Genomic DNA, 23,810 nt, shown 5'->3' on the forward strand with positions numbered 1-23,810 from the left:
TGATCTTTACTCCTCGATTTCTTTTTGAAAGGATTCTGATATGGTGCCTAAATTGCGAATCTTTGCTTTAACGGTTACATTCACGTCCAATTTTGCGAATTCCTGATCCCAATTTCCTTCTAAACGTTTCCATGCTTTAGGATCGGTTCTATGAATTTCGTCACCAAAACCGAAGATGTCACTTTGATACTTCTCTTGAAGCGTTTTTATCGATCCTTCTATTTTATCCTTAATGTCTTTTGCGTATCTTTTATTCAATTCTTCGATTTTTTCGGGTTTAGTTAAATCAATTGTGCATTCTACTTCACCTATACTCCCTTCTGACGTGACATTTATATCAATTTTCGGATTTCCTTTTTCCATTTTTCCCTTGATTTTCGTTTTTGTACTTGTCGTGTTGACCGTAATTTGGTCACCTTCACATGGAATATTTACCGCGGTGGACTTAACATGATCCGTAATGTAACTAACACCTTTACTGTCGTTCCTGTTTAACCAGCCGACAAGTTTATCCTTCTTGAATACTCCAAGATAATCCAAACGCAAGCCGGATTTCGGAGAGATATTTTGTGCATTCGTAACATTGCTTCCTGCTTCGGGATCACCATAAACGAAAATCCCCGTTAGCATGGCCTGTCTGCCCTTGCTGACGATACTGCTGACCAGCTCATCCAAAGTGACCGTCCTTGTCGGTGCCCACCTTCTCTCTGAATTTTCCAAGGCATCAAAAACTTTATTTGCCGGTATTTTTTCAAGGGCCGTTTGCACATTAAGCGTTTCATAAGCAGTTGCACCCTTCGCAACGGTCATATAGAAATCCGAACGCAACTCCTTTTGCCGGGAAAGGACATCCAGAGGCTTTGCAATTCCCGCCCTGGCCATTTCCTCACCAAAGACTATTTCACGAAGATGTGCGACATATAACCTCCTTGGTACATCAGTTGATAGGCTTCTAATTGCTTCAGCAATGGTTGCACCGCTTTTCCTGAAGGTTACAACTTCCGTGCGGCCGGACCGGGCATCACCTGCCAGCTCACTCGAATTTAGAACTTGGACGGTTACAAGATACCCATCTTCTTTTTTATCAATTCCCATGGCAGTAACGATGGCAAGTTCGTTCAACTCAATGCTGCTCCAACAGCCTGATAAACAAATTATAGGTAGCATTAAAAATACCTTTAGCATTTTTTTCATAGTGAACCCTCATAATCTCATCATTTTATCTAGGTGGTTTAGGAGAACTTACTTCTCCTCTGTCTGTATCATTTTTACTGATCAACCGAGGCCGCTTTAATAATGACCAATGCGGCATACGAATGATATTGTCTTTTTGATCTTGTAAAATGAATGGTGCATTTGGAGCCAAATATGGTAAACCAAAAGATCGTATGCTATTTAAATGCAGGACCATCACGATCAGCCCTAAAATGATTCCGTATAACCCAAATGTAGCGGCAAGGATCATAAACAAGAATCGAAGCATCCGAAAAGCCATGGCCATACTATTGGCTGGGAACACAAAGCTGCAGATGGCTGTTAAGGACACGATGATAACCATTGTTGCTGAAACGAACCCTGCTTCGACAGCAGCCTGTCCAATAACTAATGCACCCACGATGGAAATGGATGAACCAATTGCCCTAGGCATCCTCACACCTGCCTCACGCAAGATTTCAAATACTACCTCCATAAGCATCGCCTCTACAAAAGCTGGAAAAGGAACACCCTCTCGCTGTGAGGCTAGACTTATGAGTAAAGGAGTAGGAAGCATTTCTTGATGAAAGGTCGAGACAGCGATATAAAGTGACGGTGTAAGCAAAGCAAGGAAAAAGGATAAATACCGTAATACTCGAATTAATGTTGCAATGTCTGCCCGTTGATAATAGTCTTCACTGGACTGGAAAAAATGCACCATCAATGCTGGAACGATAAGGACAAACGGAGTTCCGTCAATTAGTATCGCAATCCTTCCTTCTAAAATGGCAGCGGCTACAGCATCAGGTCGTTCCGTATTATAAACGGTTGGAAAAGGAGTGTATACTTCATCCTGAATAAGCTCTTCAATGTAACCACTCTCAAGAATCGCATCTATATTGATTCTATTTAACCGGCTTTGCAATTCTGAAACCGTTTTATCATCGGCAACACCTTTTAAATACATAATCGCTACGTCTGTTTGCGTTTTTTCTCCAATCTGTTTTGTTTCAAGCCATAGGTTAGGATCTTTTATTCTCCGTCGTATTAAAGCAGTATTTGTTCGCAGCGTTTCAGTGAACCCATCCTTTGGTCCTCTGACTACTGTTTGGGAGGAAGGTTCCTGAACTCCGCGATCGGCCCAATCTCTTGATCCGAGTGCCATTCCTTTTGGGGAGCCGTCAATCAATAACATCGTGTCTCCCGATAAGACATGGTTAAAAAGCTTTTGAAAATCATTTATTTCCACTATCCCCCCGACAGGAAGAATATGTGATTTTATCATTTCAAAACAGTCAGTGTGATTAAGGAGCGCAACGTCCAACTCCGAATTCCGAATTTCAACCATCAAAGTGTCGAGGATGAAATCTTGGATGGAAGCTGAATCCGTTAATCCATCTGTATAAACGACGCCTAATTTAATTTGCCCATTTTTACCTGCTTGAAAATCCCTTATAACTATGTCTGAACTATTTCCTACCGTTTTCTTAATATGGTCTAAGTTAAATTGAAGGTCAGAAGAGATAAGTTTTGTTTCATGTTTCTTTGAGTCTTTACTTCGGTTTTGGGCTTGAACCGGATTTTGGTTGTGATTATTAGTTTTGCTGGAGTTTGGATATTCGCTTTGCTTTGGGTCTGCTTCTTGTTTTTTACTTTTCACTGATTGTTTATCTTCAATTAATTTCCTCAATGGGATAGGAACTCGAGATTTCAATGCTAACCCCCTCATAACCAAAAGCCTGTTAAAATTATGTTTTCACCTTGGCTGCAATTATATCCATCTAAGTAAAATAAATTGCAATTAATTTTCAAGCGCAAAATTCAATTAAAGGTTGCTGAAGATGCCTCGGATATTAACCTTTTTGGACCTGTTTTTTCCAAAAAAATTGAATTACATTAACCACTTCCGTCTTCACTGCAAACTCGGAAGCAACTTCTCTTTTGGAGTCAGTTCAGTAGATATAACATTAAAAATGGATTTTCTTTGACAACCCGATGTAGGTTTCCGATGAAAATGCTTTAAGGTAATTTTGTATATTAATTGTCTTTTATTGATCTAAAACTTTCTTGCTGAAGCACAACTAATGAAATTTATTGGAAGTTATGTTTATAAGTATCCTATGAGTAAATGCATAGATTGCCAATATTCGCATAATCTATTATCATTTTCGAGGCAACGATTTTAACTTATGCTTGTTGGACTAAAGTAGTATGAAGTTGGCTGGTTTAGGGGCACGAAAAAATATAAATGAAGAAAAACCCTGCAGAGATATCTCCACAGAGTTTCTATAAGAAGCTTTTAACTAATTTTTTGGTGCAGGCACCTTGCCTTTGAAAAGGCTAATGGCGACGAACTATATATGGTAACAAGGCTCCGAATTCAAGATTCCAATGTAATATATTCAGCTCCCTGGTCTTTTGCCCAATTATGTATATAACTTAGCAGATTATATCCAAGGCCACTAGGACGATGATTTACATCAGTAACCAAATCTTGTACATAAACATAGCGCTCATTATGTGAATCTTCACGCCAGCTAATACCTGCTAACGCTACGATGCTCGTATCATGATATAAAGCAAATAACTTTTTACCCTCCATACGCATATCATTTAATAATTCTAGATATTCCTTAAAAGTCAAATCAGTACGCAATTGACTTAATATAGGATAAGCCTGTAAGAATTGATGTTCTACAGTTAACTCTACTATATTTTCTACTGGTATTTTCATTCTAAAGTTCCCCTACCTTTTTTTACTTTAATGGATTCGCCTTCCGGATTAAATTTCTGACATATAACCAAGGGCAAACTAAACATCAAATAAATGTTTCAATAATTGTGTGTCTAACAGTTTCCCATTCTTCTCCTTTCTCCATATTTATTAGAAATACACACATAGATATACACATAATAATATGCAAGAATCGCGCCAACTCAAATCTATTACAAATCAAAATATTGTTGCATTTTCCCTTAATTGACGTAACGAAGCAGGTTAATCGGAAAATCTCACCAAATGATATTTGATGAAAAATTAGGAAGTTAAATCCAATATTCAGTTCCTAAAAAATTATGATGTGGGGGAATTTAAATACTTTCGCTTGGACCAATAAGAGAAGCTGCATAATGAAAGTGGGACAAGTAAAATTATTCTGCTATGTTTTTTCCAGTAATTTACCCATCACGCGTTTTTAAATTATTTTCCTATGTGTTTGACAATTGTATATTTTGTCTCGGATTAACGGCCATATAACTTTAGATAAGGAGGTTTACACATATTTCAAATACAGATTGTTTATTTTTGATTTTGATTCCGGAATAAGAAATAAGAATAATATAAAAAGCAGCAAAATCGAGCCTGAATAATGAAATGGCAATGGATTGTCGAAGTAAAGCCATGACGATTCAAGTTATTCCGTGTGAATAACTTGAACATGAATAGCCAAAACTAAGGGGTATTAAGTAGGAAGGAACAAACATTAAGGTGAAAAATAATGCCTGGTAGTTTCAAAATTTCATCACATCAATTGATGATTTTTATCCTTTTGTATTCGGTAGGAACGGTTATTTTACATACTCCTTCTCCTTTAGCTGGTTTTGCAAAGCAGGATGCGTGGCTTGCTGCATTATTTGGGACAGGAATCGCATTAATTTTTGTATGGTTCTACATCAGGGTTGGTAATTTATATCCTGATCTCCCTTTAGATCAAATAAATGAAAAGGTTTTTGGTAATTTAGTCGGAAAGATGATCAATTTCACATTTTTTATCTGGTCTTTTTCAACTGCTGCCGAGACTATTTATTATGTGGGGAATTTCATTGAAACTTTTTGGATGCCAGATACCCCACTTGCAGCATTGAATTTATTGTTAGCTGCAGTTGTGATCTTGACAGTTCGCCTTGGTATTGAAACTTTTACACGCACGTTGGAAATATTCTTCATACCCGTATTAATATTACTGACTATTTTTTTGGTATCCATCATTCCTCAAGCCAATATCCAAAACATTCAGCCAGTATTTGAAAATGGAGCCAAACCTGTCATACGGGGGACACTTTTTTTCATCAGCGTGTTCACGCTGTCTCCTGTTATGTTTTTAATGATTTTCCCTTCAAAAGTCAATGATAGTAAAAAAGGGGGTAAAGCCTTTTATATTGGCACATTGATCGGTGGAATCATTTTAATTCTAGTTATCATGCTGGATATTTTGGTTCTTGGAACCGATAACACGGCAAGAAATATCGCTCCAAGTTATACGATGGCAAAAAAAATAAATGTAGGGAATTTCCTAATGCGGATCGAAGCTATAATTGCCACAATTTGGATCTTTACAACCTATACCAGGACGGTTATGTATTTTTATGTTTCGGTTGTTGTATTTTCAAACATATTCAATATAAAAGATTATCGTCCATTTACTACGGCTTTAGGGATGATAATGGTTTTTTATTCATTGATTGTTTTTCCGACGGTCCCTTCATCCGGGGAATTCAATAAAAATATATGGTTATTCCATGCAGCGACTTTTGGTCTGGTCATGCCTTTATTATTATTTATCACGGCTAAATTTAAAAATATCATTAAAAAGCACCATGGCACCAACAATGATAATATCCATAACGGTTAAAAAGAACATTACAAAAATATTCCAGAAGTCCTAATTTACCGGGTAATGAATATTTATGAATGAGGTGAGTATATTGAAACATAAAATAATCATCATTTTTAGTGTTGTTTTTATAGCGTTCATGACTGGTTTACTCATCTTTTACCTCATAAAAGATGATTCTTCCCGATGGATGGTAGCTCTTGGAGGAATATTGGTAAGTGCCCTGCCCATTATATTATTGTTTGTAAAAAATAATCCTTTTAACATTCCAATCATAATCGGTTACTATGTTTTTATTTTCTGTACGACATTTTTAGGGTCCATCGCAAATTTTTATGTGGATTTTAAATGGTGGGACTCTGGCCTTCACTTCTACAAAGGCATTTTCGTGGCCTTTGTTGGAATTGCTCTTTATAAACAATTCATTCCTCAAAAAGCGAGAAAAGATGTTTCAAGGTGGGTCACCTTTCTTTTTGCTCTCTCACTTTCAACCATCGCCACTGTCCTTTGGGAGATATATGAGTTCGTAGGAGATCTCACTTTTACTCATACCATGCAACGAGGCGGTAATAAAGACACCATGTACGATATAATTTTCGGTCTTACTGGCGGCCTGCTTATCTCCATTTATTCTATTTTACAAAAATCAAAATTATAATTTATTGAGGTAATCATATGAATCGTAAGCTAGTTATTTCTATAAGTTCAGTGTATGTACTTTTCATGGCAGCTTTATCTATTTTTTACTATACAGACGATGAAAATTTTAAATCACTGGTTTCGATAGGCGGTGTGGTATGTGGAGCAATTCCCCTTTTATTGGCCCTATTTACCAAGCTTCAATTCAATCTGCCAATTATCATTTCCTATTTAATCTTCTTATTCGGTTCACAATATTTAGGATCTATTTTAGGCTGGTATGGACTGGGATGGTGGGATACACTCTTACATTTACTAAGCGGTTCCCTTCTAGCTTTTACGGGAATTGCTTTATATGAACGATTGATATACAGAAATGCAGGCAAAGATATATCCCCTTGGTTTGTCTTTTTGTTTACCCTCTCCTTCTCAGCACTTGGTGGTGTCATTTGGGAGATTTACGAATTTAGTTCTGATCAATTATTCGGAATGACACTGCAAGGTGGGGGAAATAAAGATACAATGATAGATTTAATCGCAGATACTGTTGGGGGGCTTATCATTGCAGTGTGGGCCGGAGTGCGGACAAAGATTAAGTTAAAGAAAACATAAAAAAACGTTCCAGTTGATTTCATAAACGCGCTCCCTTTCCGCCGACTGTCTGCCAAGGGGTTGGGGATAACGATATCCCTTTTGTAGACAAACTGAAACGACCATCTTATCGATGGTCGTTTTTATGTTCATTTAAATATGATGGAAATTATTTTTTCCGTCGTCATCGCACTATCCACCACATATGTTCCAGGTCGTAAACCGTTGGCCTTGCCTTTCTTTTCAACCGCGTCAGAAAACTCATTGGCATTTTTAATGACCTTTGCCCTTTGTAGGTTTTTACCCACATCGATGCTTGTCGAGCCTTTAGACACAGTAAGAACTGTACGGTATATGATTTTTTCTGTTGGTTCTTTTACCGCTTCTTTTTCCGCTTCCGCTTCCGCTTTATCTTTAATCGACTGTGCTTCAGCAATCTGATCTTCCCATTCTTTTTCTGAATGTATGACATACCCTTCTGAAGCCAGAGACTCTTTCATTTCATCTTCTGATAGTTTCTCTGATGTGCCGGTCGCTTCTCCTGGACCAAAGAAGTACACTGCACCGCATAAACCTGCTGCAACAACAAGGCCTCCGGCAAAGCTGCGCATTGATTTAGATGTCATTGGCCACATTTCTCCTTTCATTCTTCGTTTTTATGTAAGGAGTAAGCATGCTTTCAATTTCATCTTCCGGCTGTTTTGTCTTTAGTGCGATGCTTTCAAATGAGTAGCCACGCTTATGTAGGTCGAGTACTTCACGCAACAAGTTCCGCTTTTCGGAAGTCATTGCTAGAACGCCTGCCTCTTGCACCGTAATTTCAGCATCTATCTCGATGTTCCTGATTTTTTCCTGTAATACATTCATTTCATCTCCAAAAGTGATAGCAAGCTGTTCCAATTGACTGTCCACTTTTGCAGAATCCTTTTTAATAAACGATAAAATGAACAGTAATACTGCTGCAGCAAACAAAATGATCAGAGCCCATTCCATCATTTTATGTCCCTCCTTAATCTTTGAATCTAATATCTCGCTTTCTAATTATATATGGATTTGTGCCAAAACTCGATTTAAAAGTACTAAATACCACAATAGTCACGTATTTATGACAAAAAAAGGCGCGGCAAGGCCATCCATAACTAATAATAAGCAAAAAACGAAAAATATAACTTCCATTTGAGGACCATTTTACCATAATCCATTCATCATTAATACCATTGTTAGTATATTAAGGCAACATACTGCAATACCGCTGTCTAACTGGGTTATCAAAGTATACATGGCATTCTTATTCACATCACTGCTGTACTTTTCCCTTTATAAGAGTCCAAGGGTTATATTAAATGACAAACACGTTACCAAACGATAAGATATATATTATTAGGTTCCTTTTCCTGTTTCATTGAATAAGTACGATTTCTCAGTGCCATTTTTGAACAATATTAAGGAGGATACAATGAATATTAAAATAAATAATATACCGAGTTTCATGCAAGCCGAAATCGAACAACTTCAATCAAAATTATCCCCCTTGTTGAAGAAAAATATGAAATACGGTTTTTTTTCGACGGTGATGATAGGCTTTTCCGTCATTAATCTTTTTTTCCTTTTATTTAAGAACGAATCTTTACCCATCTCGAAAATTGCACTTGGAATCTATGCATTGGTGGGAGCTGTAGGATTTGCCTTATTAAAAGAAAACAAACACAACCAAAAAGAAATAGTGAAAATTAGTCAACAATATATGTTGGATAGAATCAAAAAAAGCAGCTATTTAACAGATGCCAGAAAAAGTAACTACTTTAAAAGAGTAAATGAGCATCCGCTTACTGCCATGAATGTTTTTTTTGAGTTTCTTGCTGAAGAACAACAATGGAAGAACAAATCCTCAAACCCGGAATAATATCGGTAGAAATAAGCAAAAAACTCAGCACGAAAGAAACAACTCAACAAGTGTGATCCGATAAACTGCCGAATCACACTTGTTGGTTGCTTAGGCTATTAAATTCAAAAATTCTCTGTATCACGTTTCTTCTTTAAGTGCATTCCATTTGCAGCTTAGTTGTTAGTTCTGGAGCTTTTTATCAATAAGTTCATGAAAATAGACTGCAGCATGTTCAGTTGGAGAAAAGATACCATTTGTAAATGCCTCGGAACTTAATCCTTTTTGCAGTTTTTCCACCAGTTCAAAGTCTTCCTGCCTTACTTGATCAACAAATTTAAAATATTCTTCTTTTTCTATGGTTATTTTTTCTTCGAGGGAGTAATCACGATAAATTCCTAACGAGGAAACGGCATCAACAGGAATTACTTGGATGGTATTCACATTCCCGTCTCCAGGATAAACGTTAATCATCATATTTGGCCAAACCCAATAAAAACGCGCTTGATCACCTTCGCCATTCTTACTTGCTGTCATATATTGATAGGTGAATTTGTCGTGTGTCGTTGTGCAAAAGTTTGATATATCAAAGGATTTTGCAAAGCCAGGATGAGCAATGGAACAATGATCACATTCAAGGTAATTGTCAACAACGGCTTTCCAATTAGCTTTTACTACACGCTTAGTTTCCCTAACTAGTTTCAGTGAATCAAAGAAGGGATACTCTTTCATTTCCTCTAAAAATTCCTGATATGCTTCTGCCATAGAAGGTGCATTTTTATCTAGATTGACAAAAATCATAGCATTCTGAACTTCTAAGCGAATGGATTTCATACAACTGTGTATTCCCAGTTCATTCGTTTTAAAATTAGGAGTTTTATGCACACTTCCATCTAATTTGAACGTCCATCCATGGTAACCGCATTGTAAAATTTTCTTATTTCCTTTATCGGAGTTTTCTACTTTCATTCCGCGATGAGGGCAAATATTATAGAAAGCACGCAGTTCACCATCAGTACCGCGAGAAACGATAATAGGCTCTCCGGCGATGTCTATTGTCATGAAATCGCCTACTTTTTCAACTTGGCTTGCATGACCAGCTAATATCCAACTCTTTCTAAAGATTTTTTTTCTTTCTTCATTGAATGCCTCTGGTTCGACATACCGTGAATAAGGGAGTGTAGGGCTGAACTGTACATTTTCTTTAATAGACATATTGAAAATCCCTCCTGATTATCATCTAATTAAAAAGTTTAAAAAATTCATGGTACCATTTTAGTTATACCCGATCCATATAGACTGTCTTGACCTCTGTATAGAATTCAACGGCACTCTTCCCTTGTTCACGGCTGCCTGCACTTGAATTTTTACATCCGCCAAATGGCATTTGCGGTTCGGTTCCTGCTGTTTCCGAATTGACATGAACAAGACCCACCTCCACATCTTCAATAAATCGTTGAGCCAACGTTAAATTGTTTGTACAAATTGCTGCGCTCAATCCATACTCTGTATCATTGGCCATCTTAACTGCTTCCTCATAATTTACGGCCTTAAAAAGGGCGATGACTGGTCCGAAGATTTCTTCACGTGCAATGCGGGCTTGTTGTGGAACATTTTCAAAGATAGCCGGCCGGACATAAAAACCGTTCGCCAATTCCTCTTCTGCCGGAATCTCCCCTCCACACAACAGCGTAGCTTCTGATTTCCCAACATCGATCATTTCAAGCACGCCATCACGTTGTGATCTAGAAACCGCGGGACCGATATATGTTTCTTCTTTGAGCGGGTCGCCCACTTTTAATTCTTTCGTACGCGCGACAAGCCGCTCCCGGAATACTTCATAAATTCCTTCTTCCACAATCACCCGGCTAGTGGCTGTGCATTTTTGCCCTGTGGATTTAAAAGCTCCGCCTATAGCTATTTCCACTGCTTTTTCAAGATCAGCATCGGCGAGGACGACAAGCGGGTTTTTCCCTCCCATTTCCGCTTGCACTTTCTTTCCATGCTCAATGGCTTGTTTTTGAATTTGCTGACCTACTTGATTCGAGCCGGTAAAAGATATGGCCTTCACATCCGGATGTTCCACTAAAGCAGCACCAATGACGGAGCCCCTTCCGAATACACAATTGATGACACCAGGTGGAAGACCCGCCTCATCGAAGGCTTTCATCACATGGTAGACCGACTTAGGTGTAAAATCAGCCGGCTTTATCACGACTGTATTCCCGTAAATCAGGGCCGGCGCCAATTTCCATACAGGGATGGCGATAGGAAAGTTCCATGGGGTAATCAACCCCACCGGACCTAGCGGGGTGCGAATAGTGTATAAAAATGTATTGGCATTTGCTGAAGGAATTACTTCCCCGATTGGCTGTCGGGCTTCAGCAGCATAATATTCAAGTATGCTGGCAGCACGATTGGCTTCCCCCATCCCTTCCAAGAATGTTTTTCCTTCTTCCTTTATCAAATCTTGACCTACTTCCTGAATATTCTTTTTCAAAATATCAGCTGCTTTCTGCAAGTATGAAGCCCGTTGCTGAAACGACAGCTTTTTCCAGTCAGGAAATGAATTTTTTGCGGCTGCCACTGCATCATGTAAATCAGCCGCAGCACTTGATGGAAATTCCCCTAAATTTTTTCCATTATGAGGACTAAGATTTTCCTTATACTCACCTGTAGTGGGTTCTTTCCATTTTCCATTAATATAATTTAAGTAACGCATACGATTTCCTCCGTATTCTATTTTTCTACTTTTAAATAATAGGATTACTTATAACTGGTAACTTCTAAATGGATACTTCAACGACTCCTGCATACCCTAACGTTTTCTTTTGTCGGGCACATTAAGAATATTCTCCTATTGTACAAAATCATTGGGCTGATCATTTGTTAAGGCTGGCACCTCCACTTTCCTTCTCGCATATCTAAAATAGTAAAAGATATAGCAAGCAATGACGAAACCTAATCCCCAATACAACGAGGTTCGCTGTGTCGGATCATAAGCGGTGAACACGAAAATACCTAGACACATAATGATGCAGAGAATCGGGGAAAAGGGGAAAAAAGGTACTCTGAACTTCAGATTTTCAACCATTCCGCCTGCTCTGATATACTGCTTACGGAATTTGTATTGTGCGAACGCAATCGCCATCCAAGTAAGCACCCCTCCAACCCCGCTTATGGAAAGTAGTACAACGAATAACGTTTCTTCCGCTACTACACTAGTAAGTAAGGACAGCAAGGCAAAGACCATGGTGACAAGTAAGGCGTTAAAAGGTACACCGCGCCGATTGAGCTTTCCAAATGCAGAATGCGCCATACCGTTTTGAGAAAGGGAGAAAAGGATCCTTGTACAAGCAAACAGACCCGTGTTTCCTACAGAGAGGACCGCCGTCAAAATTACGAAATTCATAATGTCAGCTGCATAAGGAATGCCTACCATTTCAAACACGGTAACAAATGGACTTTCCAGTACCCCAACTTCTTTCCAAGGAACGACGGCCGATAGAACAAAGATTGCCAGTACATAGAAAAGCAGCACACGTATTACGATATTTCTAATCGCTCTAGGAATGCTTTTTTGCGGGTTTTCCGTCTCTCCTGCTGCAACACCCATGATTTCCGATCCCTGGAAAGCATACACAACTGTCATCATCGATATAAACACACCCGTGAATCCTGTAGGGAATAGTCCATCTCCTATAAAATTGGAAAAGAACGGGGCAGGCTGTGCATCCTCCATATGAATCAATCCAAACATCGCTGCTGCACCGATAATTATGAATAGAATGACGGCAAGTACTTTAATCCCGGAGAACCAATACTCTGTCTCAGCGAAACTTCTAGTTGTTAATGCATTTATAGTGAATAAAAGTACCGTAAATATCACACACCATATCCATACTGGTGTATTGGGAAACCATCTAGTCATGAGCAAACCGGCCGCTACAAATTCCAGGCCTACGTAAAGAGCCCAGCTCAGCCAGTAAATCCAGCCAATGACAAATCCAGTGGCGGGACCGATAAATTTCGTTGCATGAACCTGAAAGGATCCGGATACCGGCATCACTACCGATAATTCACCGAGACAAATCATCGCCAAGTACATTAATAAACCACCGACCAAATAGGCAACAATCGCTCCTAAGGGTCCAGCTTCACCGATGGCATATCCTGAGCCCAGGAAAAGACCTGTTCCAATTACCCCACCTAAGGAGAGCATGAATAAATGTCTGCTCTTCATTGAACGCTGTAATTCTTTTGGCTGATTTTCATGTTCTGTTTGCATGATTTCCCCCCCCGTTTCTGATCGATAATCAGCTTAAACACTTTTATGATTAACACAAGTTAACGAGAGTTCACGATAACGCTTCGGAAGGCACTGCATATTCTGGAAAGTCGCTGATTGTCGGTTTAAATATTTCATAGGCTACTTCTCTTTGATATTTTTTTTGTTTTTTAGCTTGTGTAAATAAATGATACGTATTTTTCCTGCATAGTTTTTCTATATCATCAACGACAGCTTGTGGATTTGGTTTAACCAGTCCGAAAATAACCACATCATAAAATCTTATCGCCCCAAGGTTGGCAACGAAATCATTGACAACATCTATTCCTCTCTGTTTTATGATTTCGTCTCCCTCTGAAGAAAGGGGAATGTTTGCCGCCTCAACGATCAAGCTCGCTTTTACGCTTTTGGCATTGGATATGTGGATGACATCCTCCAATGCGGACGGAATTAAAATGTCGCAATCTATGTCGAGCCATTCCGTGTTTGACCTTACATCATAATGCGGTTCAAAAAAGGCTTTATCCATTTCCCCGTACATATTCTTATGCTCAATAAGCTTTTGGACATCCAATCCTTCTTCACACGTAACCAAAAGGGCTGCATCGGAAATTCCCACAACATTGTATCCTAACTGGGACATTTTCAATGCGCAGCTTGCCCCTACACAGCCGAATCCTTGAATGACAACTCTCGCTCCACCTTTTCCGCTTTTAAATTTCCATGCCTCATCTGCGGAAAAAGCCACACCATAGCCTGTTACGACATCGTTTAAAAACAACCCGTCGATTTTTGTCGTCAATAATTCATCGAAGTCTTTTATCCCTTGCAGAACATCCGGATTCTGCTTCATTGATTTCGTTAATGGGATATCAATGCCAAATTCATTAAATATTTTGAGCACATCTTCATACTTGGTACCTAAATCACTTCCTAACGATACCCCTATATCTATATAAGGCATCATCGCAATCAGAAATCTTCTTAACACTGCATATGCGTCTGGCGCTTTATAATCATAGGCAATGCCCGCTTTACAACCGCCAGTCGTCTCAGACTCACAGGCTACATACTTATAAGCCATAGCCTCGGCCAACCTCTCGACCTCTTCTCTTGTAACCGTTGGGTGCATTCTAGTACCGCCGCCTGTGTAACCTTTGACAAAGTTATGGACGACCAGCCAGCCTTTAGCATCTGTTTCCGTATCATTCCATTCCACAACTAAATATGGTTTTAACAACTATGAAACCTCCCTAAATATCTTCTTTTTATTGGTTCCTGCTAACTTCCAATGTTAATTGTTCGACATTAGCTTTTCGTGGACTTCCTTCTTGTCTTGGCCTACAGATTGAATCTTTGGATTGACTGCAACTTCGATTACAGCAGGCAGCCCTGAAGCAATCGCCCTTTGCAACGCTGGCACAAAATCACTATTTTTTTCAACCTTTTCACCATGTGCTCCAAATAAACGTGCCAATTCAGCAAAATCAGGATTAGACAAGTCAGTTCCAACGACCCGATTTGGAAAATGCCTTTCTTGATGTACACGAATTGTTCCGTAAATATTGTTGTTCACAACAATTGATATAGTCGGAATTTTATACCGTACAGCGGTTTCAATCTCTTGGAGAGTCATCATAAAGCCGCCGTCTCCTGAAATAGAAACAACATGTTTGTGAGGCTGCGCCAGCTTTGCCCCAATAGCAGCAGGCAGTCCATATCCCATCGCACCCGAAGTTGGCCCCACGTATGTGTTTTCTTGTTCAAAACGATAATATCTGGATAGCCATCCAAAAAAGTTTCCTGCATCATTTGTAATGATGGTATCCTTCGGCAGACCGACGGCAAGATCATGCATCAATCCGTCCATATCCACGAAATCTTCTGTATAGTCGGCCTTCAGTTCAGAAAATTCCATATATTTATCGTGCAATTCCTTCAAATGATCCTCGCTTGAAATAAAAGATTCTGATTCTGGCGTTAGTAGTGCTTGTTCCAAGAAGCTCTTGGCGTCTGCTTCAATGGCAAGGGAAGGAGCATACACTTTACTAAAAATTTCCGGACAAATATCCACATGGATCAGTTTAGTATTTTTAGAAAGCAAGGTGTAATCTTGGGTTCCTACTTGAGAGAATCGTGTCCCTAATGCCAAAACTACATCTGCGTCACGGATTGCATCAAGTAAATATTGAGGTGTCCCAAACCCAAGCCATCCTGCATAGCTAGGGTGTGAGTTAGGAAACGCGTCAAATCGACGGAAAGCTGTAACTACAGGAAGTTTCATTGTCTCTACAAATTGTACAAGCAGCCTGTTGGCCTTAGCGTGAATCACACCTCCGCCTGCAATCAATACGGGGCGCTCCGCGTTTCGTATCGTATCCATCGCCCGCTTCACATCTTCCATATGTGGTTGAGGAGGACGCGGGCGATAAGATGGATTAATGTTCAACTCTGCCTCATCTTCTAACATGTCATGCGGTAAAGCCACTAATACAGGGCCCGGCCGACCCGATCGCGCAATATGGAAAGCCCGCTGCAATAATTCCGGGATTCTTTCCACACGATCGATCTCTACCGTCCATTTACATAAATGACTGAAAAAACCCGTCAAATTCACTTCCTGAAATGCTTCCTTCTCTTTAAAAGGGCGTTCGACTTGGCCAATAAGCGCAACCAAAGGGGTTGAATCTTGAGCAGCAGTATGAATGCCGATAGCTAAGTTTGTAGCCCCCACTCCACGCGTTGCCATACAAACTCCTACCTCCCCTGAAGCCTTGGCATAACCTTCCGCCATAAAAGAGGCACCGCCTTCATGCCTGGCGGAAATAAGTTCTATTTCAGGATGTTGATATAGTGCATCCATTACACTAAGATAACTTTCACCTGGTACACAAAAAGCTTTTTTCACCCCTTCTATAGCCATTACTTCTACGACTGCTCTTCCTCCACTGACTTTCATAATCAAGCCTCCCGCTTTCAAGTACGTGTTTTTGTTCTCGTAATTTATGATTATATTAATATTGAACTCATTCCCACTATCATTTAATAAGTTTTTCCATACCGGAAACTTGTTTTTTCTCTTCCATCCGAATTGGAGTTTTTCCAGTAACGGCACTCACTCCCAAAGTTACTGCAATGTTGATGAATAATACAGCTAACCCCACATCAAGATCTTGTATTCCTTGCGGTAGAGATGGAAATAAAGTAGCAAGCGTCGTACCTGAAGTAGTCGAGTATATGACAATTAGGATTCCAACGATCATTCCGGCAAAAGCTCCTTGAACGGTAACCGGATTCTTTTTCCACAGACTGAAAAATAGTGCTGGAAACAACTGTGCCATGAAGCTATATGCCATAAGATATAACTTAAAAATCGACTCCCCGCCATTGAACGTAAAATATAGAGTCACTATAGAAATGACAGGTACTAACATCCTGCTCAGTCTTTGAAGCTGCTCATCTGTTGTATTCGGCTTCCACACCTTAAATACATTTTTTGAAAGGATCGTGGCCGTAGCCGTCAACACGAGTGAACTGGGTATAAGGACGGCCATCTCCCCTGATGCTCCAATAACTCCGACAAACCAGGGATCAAATGACATCTTCGGCATTTTTAATAAAGCTAAGTCTGCTTCCGCTCCCTGTAAATTCGGAACTTGGAGAATCGCAGAAAAACCAATAAATAACGAAAAAATGATGATTACTTGATAAATTGGCATAATCATCCTTATCAACAAATGCTAAACTCGAATCTTCCAAACCCTATTTATCAGAAAAAACAGATAATTATCACTGTATTATTACATTGACACCCCTTTAGTTAAGGGCTCATTTACAGCCCAGTTCGGTTTTACGCCAGTAAGAACTTGTTCCACCTGCATTGCTGCATGTACAGCCATGCGTACGGAACCTTCCTTCGTCAATGCCGCATTATGAGGACTGACAATCACATTATCCAATTTAAAAAGGGGATTCCATTTATCAGGAGGTTCAACTTCAAATACGTCTATTCCAGCTCCGGCAATCTCGCCTGCTTGCAAAGCGTTTACTAAATCAATTTCCTTCACCACTCCGCCCCTGGAAGCGTTTACAAAAAAGGAGGAAGGTTTCATCCAGGAAAACTCACGGCTTCCTATTATTCCTTTTGTTGTTTTCGTTAACGGCAGATGTAGACTAATAACATCAGAGTTTCTGAATACCCGTTCTAAATCTGTTGCTATCTCCAGCTCAGAATTCGGACTGGCTGTAACATAAGGGTCGTAGCCAATTACTTTCATATCGAAGCCTTCGGAAGCCTTTTTTGCCAGTATTCTACCGATTCTCCCTAGTCCGATAATCCCCAAAGTCTTGCCTTCCAAGTCCATGCCAAAAAGTTGATTACGGATAGCAAAATTCCCGCTGCGCAGCTCTTTATCAGCCAAGCTTAAGTTTTTGGACAATGATAAAATTAATGCCATTACATGTTCAGCTACAGAATTCGCATTCGCCTCTGGGGTATTTGTTACATATATGCCACGCTCTGTAGCGGCTTCGATATCGATATTGTCCAAGCCCACTCCATACTTAGCTATTACTTTGAGGTTTTCAGCTGCTGTAATAACTTCTCTATTTATTACAGCCGTTGATCTCGTTAGTACTGCATCACAACCCTTGATTTCTTCCATAAGAATTTCTTGCGACAAATCAGACCCTACTTTAATCTTAAAGCCTTTTTCTACTAAATAACTTTTCCCCTCTTTCTCAATATCTTGAGGAATATACACTAAATGACTCACATTCCCACCAACCTTCCATGTTAACCTTGAAGGAAAAACCTTTCCTACTACATTGTTTATATACAATTATTGTGCCAACATAAAAAACATCCGTTTATTCAAGAAAGAAGCCAATTAGTCCTCAAATTAAGAGATAAATAAAGTAAACAATTTGTTTCATAATGAATTAATTTGTTTCAATCCGTTTCAATTTGTTTCAATATTCAAGACTTTCATCTTTCTCCATAATGTCGTGCGACTCATGCCTAACTCAAAGGCGGCTTTTCCTTTATTAAAATTAACCTTCGTTAACGTTTGAACAATTCTTTCACGCTCGGATAAATGTATTCCGGGTGACATATCGCTCTCTCCGTCTTGTTGCGACAGCGGTATTTTCTTTTTAACTCTATTCGGAAAATACATTTCGATATCGTACACATCAATTAATTTGTTCTTATAAAGAGCACATAATCGCTCACAAAAATTTTGCAATTGGCGAATATTCCCCTCCCAATTCCCTTCACTTAGCTTTTTCATGGCACTATCCGTGATCTTGATTTGTTTTTGTTCCGAATGACCTTTCCGAATAAAGGCATTCACCAATAACGGAATATCTTCTCTGCGTTCCCGAAGCGGAGGCAATACAAGGTCCAGCACACTCAAGCGATAATACAGATCCTCCCGAAAGTCATTACTTTTTACCATTTGCATGAGGTCTTTGTTCGTTGCCGACACAATTCTCACATCAACCGGAATTACTTTATCATCACCGATGCGCATGATCTCCCGCTCCTGCAGGACACGTAGCAGCCGGCTTTGCATTTTTGGGGAGATTTCTCCGATTTCATCTAAAAAAATCGTACCTCTATGGGCCAGTTCAAAAAATCCTTGCTTTCCGCCTTTCATGGCTCCCGTGAAAGCTCCTTCTGCATATCCGAAAAGCTCACTTTCCAATAGATTTTCGGGAAGGGCTGCGCAATTAATGGCTACAAACGGGTTATTTTTACGGTTGCTATGATTATGTATGCTTTGGGCGAATATTTCCTTGCCCGTTCCAGTTTCTCCAATTATAAGAATGTTTGAATCTACTTCACTATAACGTTGAGCCGTTTCAATCGTCCTCTTGATTTCCGAACTCCGATACAATATATCATCAAATGTGTACTTCGCCACATGTCCGCGTGAATGAAGCTTTCTAAAGAACTTCCCTTCCATCTCCTGAATGCGGGTAACATCTTGAAAGGCGACCATATCCCCCACTTTTTTACCTTTTAAAAATATCCCGACTTTTTTTACCGATAATTGAATGGATTGGTAAGCAACCGTATCTTTTTCGTATTCATCATCGCTTAAAAGCATATTACGAAATTTCCCGGGCTTTATTATATCGTATATGGAATTTCCAATTAAGCTCCCCTTAGCAATGGACAAAATCTCCTGAGCCGCCGTATTTAATACGGATATTTGTCCCTTTAAATCTATAGCAATAACCCCTTCATAGGCATAATTAAGAATCGTTTGGTAACGCTTGGTCTTCTCCTGTTCCCTTCTGCTGACAAGAGCTACTCGTTTCGCCTCAATCAACGCCTGCCGAAATGATTCCTTTCCAGTATCAACCAGAATGGCTCCCAACCCTATTTCTTCGGCATATTTACATGTACTTAAACCACTTAACACAACCTCACAGCCATCTCTGGCTGCTAAATCCACTAAACTGACTGAGGACTCGATATCATTTAATATATAGGACTGAATTGGCAAATCAACGATATCTGAAAGGTTTTCAACACCATAAATCATATTTAACGCACCTATGACAGCCACTTTTTTACTGCCAAAACGAGCCTTGCAATCATACAGGGAACGAATGAGATCGATACCCTGCACTGGTATATCAACGATTGGAATGAATTCATTGCTTTCTTTTAAAAGTTTCGTGATTAACCCCCTTGAGATGATTACATCAGCATCAAGCTTCAGCTTTCCAATCTTATCGGCATCCTCAACTACCTCCTCTAATACAAACTTCACCGATCCGTTATCATTGTTTTCCGATGCTTCCAACTTGTTGAATTCCTCAAATCTTTCAAAGGCGTCCGTAATATACCCTTTTCGAGGAACAACGAGTTTTATTTTTATCAAAACACCCACCTCCAACCTAAAATCATTTTGCTTTATTGGATAAAGCTCAAAGCCCTGGTCATACAAGGTCTTGATAGTTCGAGTTAACTAAGAATGCCGTAAAGTTTTTCAAAGCCAGAATATGAAAAGTTAATGCCTTAAGTACGCATGAGATTAATTCCCCATTTTATCAAGATATTCCATCTTTCACTTTTAAAAATAAAAAACCCTGTTATCGTGGGTTTTTTCATCACAAGGATTTCGATTGGTATTAAATATCACAATAAGAATGGTCATTCAATTCTTCTCAATAAAACTTGCTTTTCATCACTGGAAAACGCTTTTTAACATTATAATCAGTATAATGATTCTCAAGGGGAAAATCATCATGAATAAAATAGCTATAATTTCTTAAAGTGGCATCGGCTTCTGCTTTTTCACCATAATCCCCCTCCCTTTCTCGCTAATAGGACTATATTCCTTTATTCTTCATACCAATGTGGAATTCCTTTTGATTTTATCGTAAGTGACAATAAAATTAGCCTACAAAAAGATTAACCCCGTTCAAGAATCCTGAACGGGGTTTTTCAATAAATAAGGGCTGTTTAATTTTGAGTTTTTATGGAGTTAAGTTCTCAAACATCATAAGTCTGTTCATTCAAGGTGGTTTTACTTGCGAACTTAAAAAGGATCGGCTATGACAAGGATTTTCCCTGCTTTAATATCCTCCATATATTGATCGACTTCGGTTTCCTCCAGTCCAAGATTCAATAATGGCTTCCTCAATCCGCCTGCTCCCGATGCTGCCCCGGCTGCGGCTCCGCCAAATGTGGTGAAAATCGGACCCGCTGCCAATATCGGACCAATTCCTGGTACGGCTAATGCACTCATTCCAATAAGCAGGCCTGTCAACCCGACAGCTCCGCCGGCTGCTGCCCCAGCTACTAATCCATCAGTTTTTGCCGGGCTGACTTCCTCGGCTTCAGTTGGTAATTTATCGATGTTTTTTGCCACTACTGATATTTGATCGGATGTATATCCTTGTTCCTTTAAATTTTTGACTGCTGAAGTCGCTTCATTTTCATTATCATATATTGCTATAAACCTCTTGTCCATGGTATCTGCTCCTTTAAAAGTAATGTATTGTACAATACCCTTAATTGAGGTTTAATAACCTTCCATGAAAGAAATGAATTTCATTCCCGGATTTGCCCCTGGCCGTATATGAAGTACTTGCTTGATGTTAAGGCCGGTAACCCCATTGGTCCACGTGCATGCAGCTTTTGTGTGGAAATGCCGATTTCTGCGCCATAACCGAATTCAAAGCCGTCGGTAAAACGGGTGGAAGCATTGTGATAAACTGCTGCGGCATCTACTTTATTCAAAAATGCGTAAGCATTTTGTTCATCCCTCGTTAGGATTGCTTCAGAATGCTTGGAACCGTATCGGTTTATGTGATCAATGGCATCGGATACACCTTTTACAGTTTTCACGCTGAGTTTTAAAGCCAGGTACTCAGTTGACCAATCTTCCTCCGTAGCCGTTTTCGCTCTCGGAAAGGAGCTGCAAACCGCTTCATCTCCATATAATTCAATACCCTTTTCGTCCAGGAGTTCCAGAATACGCACTCCATTTTCTTTATACCATTCTTCATGGATTAGAAGCCCCTCAATAGCATTGCATACGGATGGGCGCTGAGTTTTACCGTTTAAGACAATTTTCTCGACCATCGTGATATCTGCGGTCTGATCGATGAAGATATGGCAATTGCCTGCACCTGTTTCAAGGACAGGAACAGTGGACTCCTTAATGACCGTTTCAATTAAATTCTTTCCGCCGCGGGGAATCAAAACATCTAAATACTCATTAAGATGAAAAAGTTCCTTAGCGGTTTCACGACTTGTATCCTCGATCAACTGAACAGCTTCTACAGGGATTTCCGTATTCTCCAATGCTTTATGAATGGAAGAGACTAGTGCCATATTGGAGTATTTGGCTGACGAGCTGCCTCTTAAGATGACAGCATTCCCCGTTTTCAAGGATAATGTAGCTGCATCGATGGTCACGTTAGGCCTTGCTTCATAAATCATTCCGATTACCCCGATCGGCACCCGTTGCTTTTTAATCAATAAACCATTCTCTTTTTCGATCGTCTCCAATCGTTCCCCAATCGGATCATTTAAATCGATTAAAAGCATAATGGCCGCTGCCATGTCATCAATACGGTTAACATTCAACATAATTCGATCTAATATAGACTCGCTGAGACCTTTTTTCCTGCCATCTTCCAGATCCTTTTGGTTTTCCTTTATCAAAAAATCTTTATCGATAATAAGTTGTTTAGCAATTTTTCCAAGTGCCTCATTCTTCTTTTCCGTACTCAAACCGATTAGCTGATAACTGGCTTTTTGGGCTGCCTTTCCTTTCGCCGTCACTTCACTCATTTCTAAATTCCCCCTTTTTTGTTGAAATTGATTTTTTATGCTTTCACCCATTTATCGCGATGGATAACTTCTATGGAAGTGATTATAAGCTCGGATGTCCTCTTTCCCATCGCCTGTTTTAATTCTTCGTCGGAATAAAGGACCTCACCCCGCCCTAATAACCCATTTGCACCAAAGACTTCGACAACATCACCCTTATTGAAGACTCCTTTAATTTCATAAATTCCAGCTGGCAGCAGACTGCTGCCATTTGAAACTAAGGCCCTTTCGGCACCTTCATCAACGAAAATTTTCCCTGATACTTTTGAATGAAGTGATATCCATTGTTTGTTTTTCGTTACCGTCGTCAAGAGATCATTCCCAATATACGTGCCATCACCATTGCCTTCAAGGATTGTTAGAAGTTTATCACTCCCCAAACCAGAACCGATGAATACTTTCACCCCTAGAGACAATGCAGTTTGCGCTGCAATCAGCTTCGATTTCATCCCACCGGTTCCGACATTGGAACCTGCACCTTCTGCCATTTGCAATAAATCATCCGTTATTTCGGATAGCTTATCAAATCGTTTAGCCCCTGGATTTGTCTGTGGATTGGAATCATAAAGCCCATTAATGTCCGTTAATATGATCAAGTTGGACGCGTGGACCAGGCCGCTTACTAAGGCGGATAGCATATCATTATCACCAAAAGTCAACTCCTCGACCGATACTGTATCATTTTCATTTATGATCGGAAGGATGCCGCGTTCAAGCAATTCCATCAATGTGGCATATGCATTTTTATATCTATCTTTTTTCGAGAAATCTTTCCTTGTTAATAAAATCTGCGCCGGAACGATTCCAAAATGCCCCAATTGTTCCATATACGATTGAATCAATAGGCTTTGACCTACAGCTGCAGCAGCTTGTTTTCCTTTGAGAGTGACAGGTCTCGTCGGGTAGCCAAGCTTGCGAAAACCTGTCGCTACAGCACCTGATGAAACAAGGACAACTTCATGTCCGGCTTTCCTTAAAGCTGCCACTGCCTGGATATGATCGGAAAATTTATTCTGGTCGATTTCACCTTGTGTGTTGGTCAAAGAACTACTTCCTATCTTTACAACGATGCGTTTCTTTTCCATCGATTACTTCCTCCAATAAATATCTAAGACATGAAAAAAAGCCCTTTTCATCCTCGAAATAAGGACGAAAAGGGCTGCTCTCCGTGGTACCACCTTCATTGAATGCAAATTCATGCATTCCACTTTGCCTGATAACGCCAGGATTTGCGCCTATGTTTTG

The 23,810-nt window shown here is 39.7% G+C and carries 20 protein-coding genes and 1 other annotated feature (1 of these 21 only partly in view); of the genes, 4 read left to right on the plus strand and 16 right to left on the minus strand.

What is annotated here, in order from left to right:
* Window positions 1-6: 6 nt before the first annotated feature.
* From ACWF5P_RS13085 to ACWF5P_RS13095, 3 genes are all read right to left on the minus strand, one after another.
* Window positions 7-1,194, minus strand: coding sequence for a Ger(x)C family spore germination protein (locus tag ACWF5P_RS13085; RefSeq protein WP_452444956.1), 1,188 nt, complete (start codon window positions 1,192-1,194; stop codon window positions 7-9).
* A 25-nt stretch (window positions 1,195-1,219) separates the two neighbouring features.
* Window positions 1,220-2,854 carry a spore germination protein gene (locus ACWF5P_RS13090; protein ID WP_452444962.1) on the minus strand — a complete coding sequence of 545 codons (1,635 nt, stop codon included), beginning with the start codon at window positions 2,852-2,854 and terminating at the stop codon, window positions 1,220-1,222.
* Window positions 2,855-3,574: 720 nt separating this feature from the next.
* A complete protein-coding gene (locus ACWF5P_RS13095) occupies window positions 3,575-3,928 on the minus strand; it encodes a GNAT family N-acetyltransferase (RefSeq protein WP_434167278.1) in 354 nt (117 codons plus the stop codon).
* A gap of 763 nt (window positions 3,929-4,691) precedes the next feature.
* Between ACWF5P_RS13095 and ACWF5P_RS13100 the strand changes: the two genes are divergently transcribed.
* From ACWF5P_RS13100 to ACWF5P_RS13110, 3 genes are all read left to right on the plus strand, one after another.
* Window positions 4,692-5,825 carry an endospore germination permease gene (locus tag ACWF5P_RS13100; protein WP_434167279.1) on the plus strand — a complete coding sequence of 378 codons (1,134 nt, stop codon included), beginning with the start codon at window positions 4,692-4,694 and terminating at the stop codon, window positions 5,823-5,825.
* Window positions 5,826-5,889: 64 nt separating this feature from the next.
* Complete coding sequence (locus ACWF5P_RS13105; protein ID WP_434169692.1) at window positions 5,890-6,465, plus strand: membrane-spanning protein; 576 nt, start codon at window positions 5,890-5,892, stop codon at window positions 6,463-6,465.
* 17 nt (window positions 6,466-6,482) lie between these two features.
* Window positions 6,483-7,058 carry a hypothetical protein gene (locus ACWF5P_RS13110; RefSeq protein WP_434167280.1) on the plus strand — a complete coding sequence of 192 codons (576 nt, stop codon included), beginning with the start codon at window positions 6,483-6,485 and terminating at the stop codon, window positions 7,056-7,058.
* A gap of 128 nt (window positions 7,059-7,186) precedes the next feature.
* Here the strand turns inward: ACWF5P_RS13110 and ACWF5P_RS13115 are convergent, their stop codons facing one another.
* Window positions 7,187-7,663 (minus strand): hypothetical protein, encoded by a 477-nt coding sequence (locus tag ACWF5P_RS13115; protein ID WP_434167281.1) that lies wholly within the window; start codon window positions 7,661-7,663, stop codon window positions 7,187-7,189.
* A complete protein-coding gene (locus ACWF5P_RS13120) occupies window positions 7,653-8,033 on the minus strand; it encodes a hypothetical protein (RefSeq protein ID WP_232782911.1) in 381 nt (126 codons plus the stop codon). The genes ACWF5P_RS13115 and ACWF5P_RS13120 overlap by 11 nt, the downstream gene beginning before the upstream one ends.
* A 460-nt stretch (window positions 8,034-8,493) precedes the next feature.
* Here ACWF5P_RS13120 and ACWF5P_RS13125 point away from each other — a divergent pair, with 460 nt between their 5' ends.
* Window positions 8,494-8,940, plus strand: a complete 447-nt coding sequence (locus ACWF5P_RS13125; protein WP_434167282.1) for a DUF5392 family protein — start codon at window positions 8,494-8,496, stop codon at window positions 8,938-8,940.
* A 162-nt stretch (window positions 8,941-9,102) separates the two neighbouring features.
* On the opposite strand, the gene ACWF5P_RS13130 is transcribed toward ACWF5P_RS13125, so the two are convergent.
* The 11 genes from ACWF5P_RS13130 to proB form a co-directional block, all read right to left on the minus strand.
* Complete coding sequence (locus tag ACWF5P_RS13130; RefSeq protein WP_452444957.1) at window positions 9,103-10,134, minus strand: aromatic ring-hydroxylating oxygenase subunit alpha; 1,032 nt, start codon at window positions 10,132-10,134, stop codon at window positions 9,103-9,105.
* A gap of 64 nt (window positions 10,135-10,198) precedes the next feature.
* Window positions 10,199-11,641 carry an aldehyde dehydrogenase family protein gene (locus ACWF5P_RS13135; RefSeq protein WP_434167284.1) on the minus strand — a complete coding sequence of 481 codons (1,443 nt, stop codon included), beginning with the start codon at window positions 11,639-11,641 and terminating at the stop codon, window positions 10,199-10,201.
* A 135-nt stretch (window positions 11,642-11,776) separates the two neighbouring features.
* Complete coding sequence (locus ACWF5P_RS13140; protein WP_434167285.1) at window positions 11,777-13,207, minus strand: amino acid permease; 1,431 nt, start codon at window positions 13,205-13,207, stop codon at window positions 11,777-11,779.
* A 70-nt stretch (window positions 13,208-13,277) separates the two neighbouring features.
* The gene (locus tag ACWF5P_RS13145) at window positions 13,278-14,447 is read right to left on the minus strand and encodes a Glu/Leu/Phe/Val dehydrogenase dimerization domain-containing protein (RefSeq protein WP_434167286.1); all 1,170 of its coding nucleotides are present in this window, start codon (window positions 14,445-14,447) and stop codon (window positions 13,278-13,280) included.
* Between the two features lie 54 nt (window positions 14,448-14,501).
* Window positions 14,502-16,166: a thiamine pyrophosphate-dependent enzyme gene (locus tag ACWF5P_RS13150; protein ID WP_230176912.1), complete on the minus strand. Its 1,665-nt coding sequence runs from the start codon at window positions 16,164-16,166 to the stop codon at window positions 14,502-14,504.
* 79 nt (window positions 16,167-16,245) lie between these two features.
* Window positions 16,246-16,926: a sodium:solute symporter family transporter gene (locus ACWF5P_RS13155; protein ID WP_434167287.1), complete on the minus strand. Its 681-nt coding sequence runs from the start codon at window positions 16,924-16,926 to the stop codon at window positions 16,246-16,248.
* A gap of 81 nt (window positions 16,927-17,007) precedes the next feature.
* Complete coding sequence (locus ACWF5P_RS13160; RefSeq protein ID WP_260358966.1) at window positions 17,008-17,982, minus strand: hydroxyacid dehydrogenase; 975 nt, start codon at window positions 17,980-17,982, stop codon at window positions 17,008-17,010.
* 186 nt (window positions 17,983-18,168) lie between these two features.
* The gene (locus ACWF5P_RS13165; RefSeq protein WP_434167288.1) at window positions 18,169-20,103 is read right to left on the minus strand and encodes a sigma 54-interacting transcriptional regulator; all 1,935 of its coding nucleotides are present in this window, start codon (window positions 20,101-20,103) and stop codon (window positions 18,169-18,171) included.
* A gap of 660 nt (window positions 20,104-20,763) precedes the next feature.
* The gene (locus ACWF5P_RS13170; protein ID WP_434167289.1) at window positions 20,764-21,198 is read right to left on the minus strand and encodes a general stress protein; all 435 of its coding nucleotides are present in this window, start codon (window positions 21,196-21,198) and stop codon (window positions 20,764-20,766) included.
* A gap of 80 nt (window positions 21,199-21,278) precedes the next feature.
* Window positions 21,279-22,526 (minus strand): glutamate-5-semialdehyde dehydrogenase, encoded by a 1,248-nt coding sequence (locus ACWF5P_RS13175; RefSeq protein ID WP_434167290.1) that lies wholly within the window; start codon window positions 22,524-22,526, stop codon window positions 21,279-21,281.
* Window positions 22,527-22,561: 35 nt separating this feature from the next.
* Entirely contained in the window at window positions 22,562-23,650 is a 1,089-nt protein-coding gene (proB, locus tag ACWF5P_RS13180) for a glutamate 5-kinase (RefSeq protein WP_063593971.1), read from the minus strand.
* 57 nt (window positions 23,651-23,707) lie between these two features.
* Window positions 23,708-23,810: a binding site (T-box leader), on the minus strand (it continues 112 nt past the right edge of the window).

This window comes from Peribacillus sp. NPDC055009 (genome assembly GCF_053608705.1).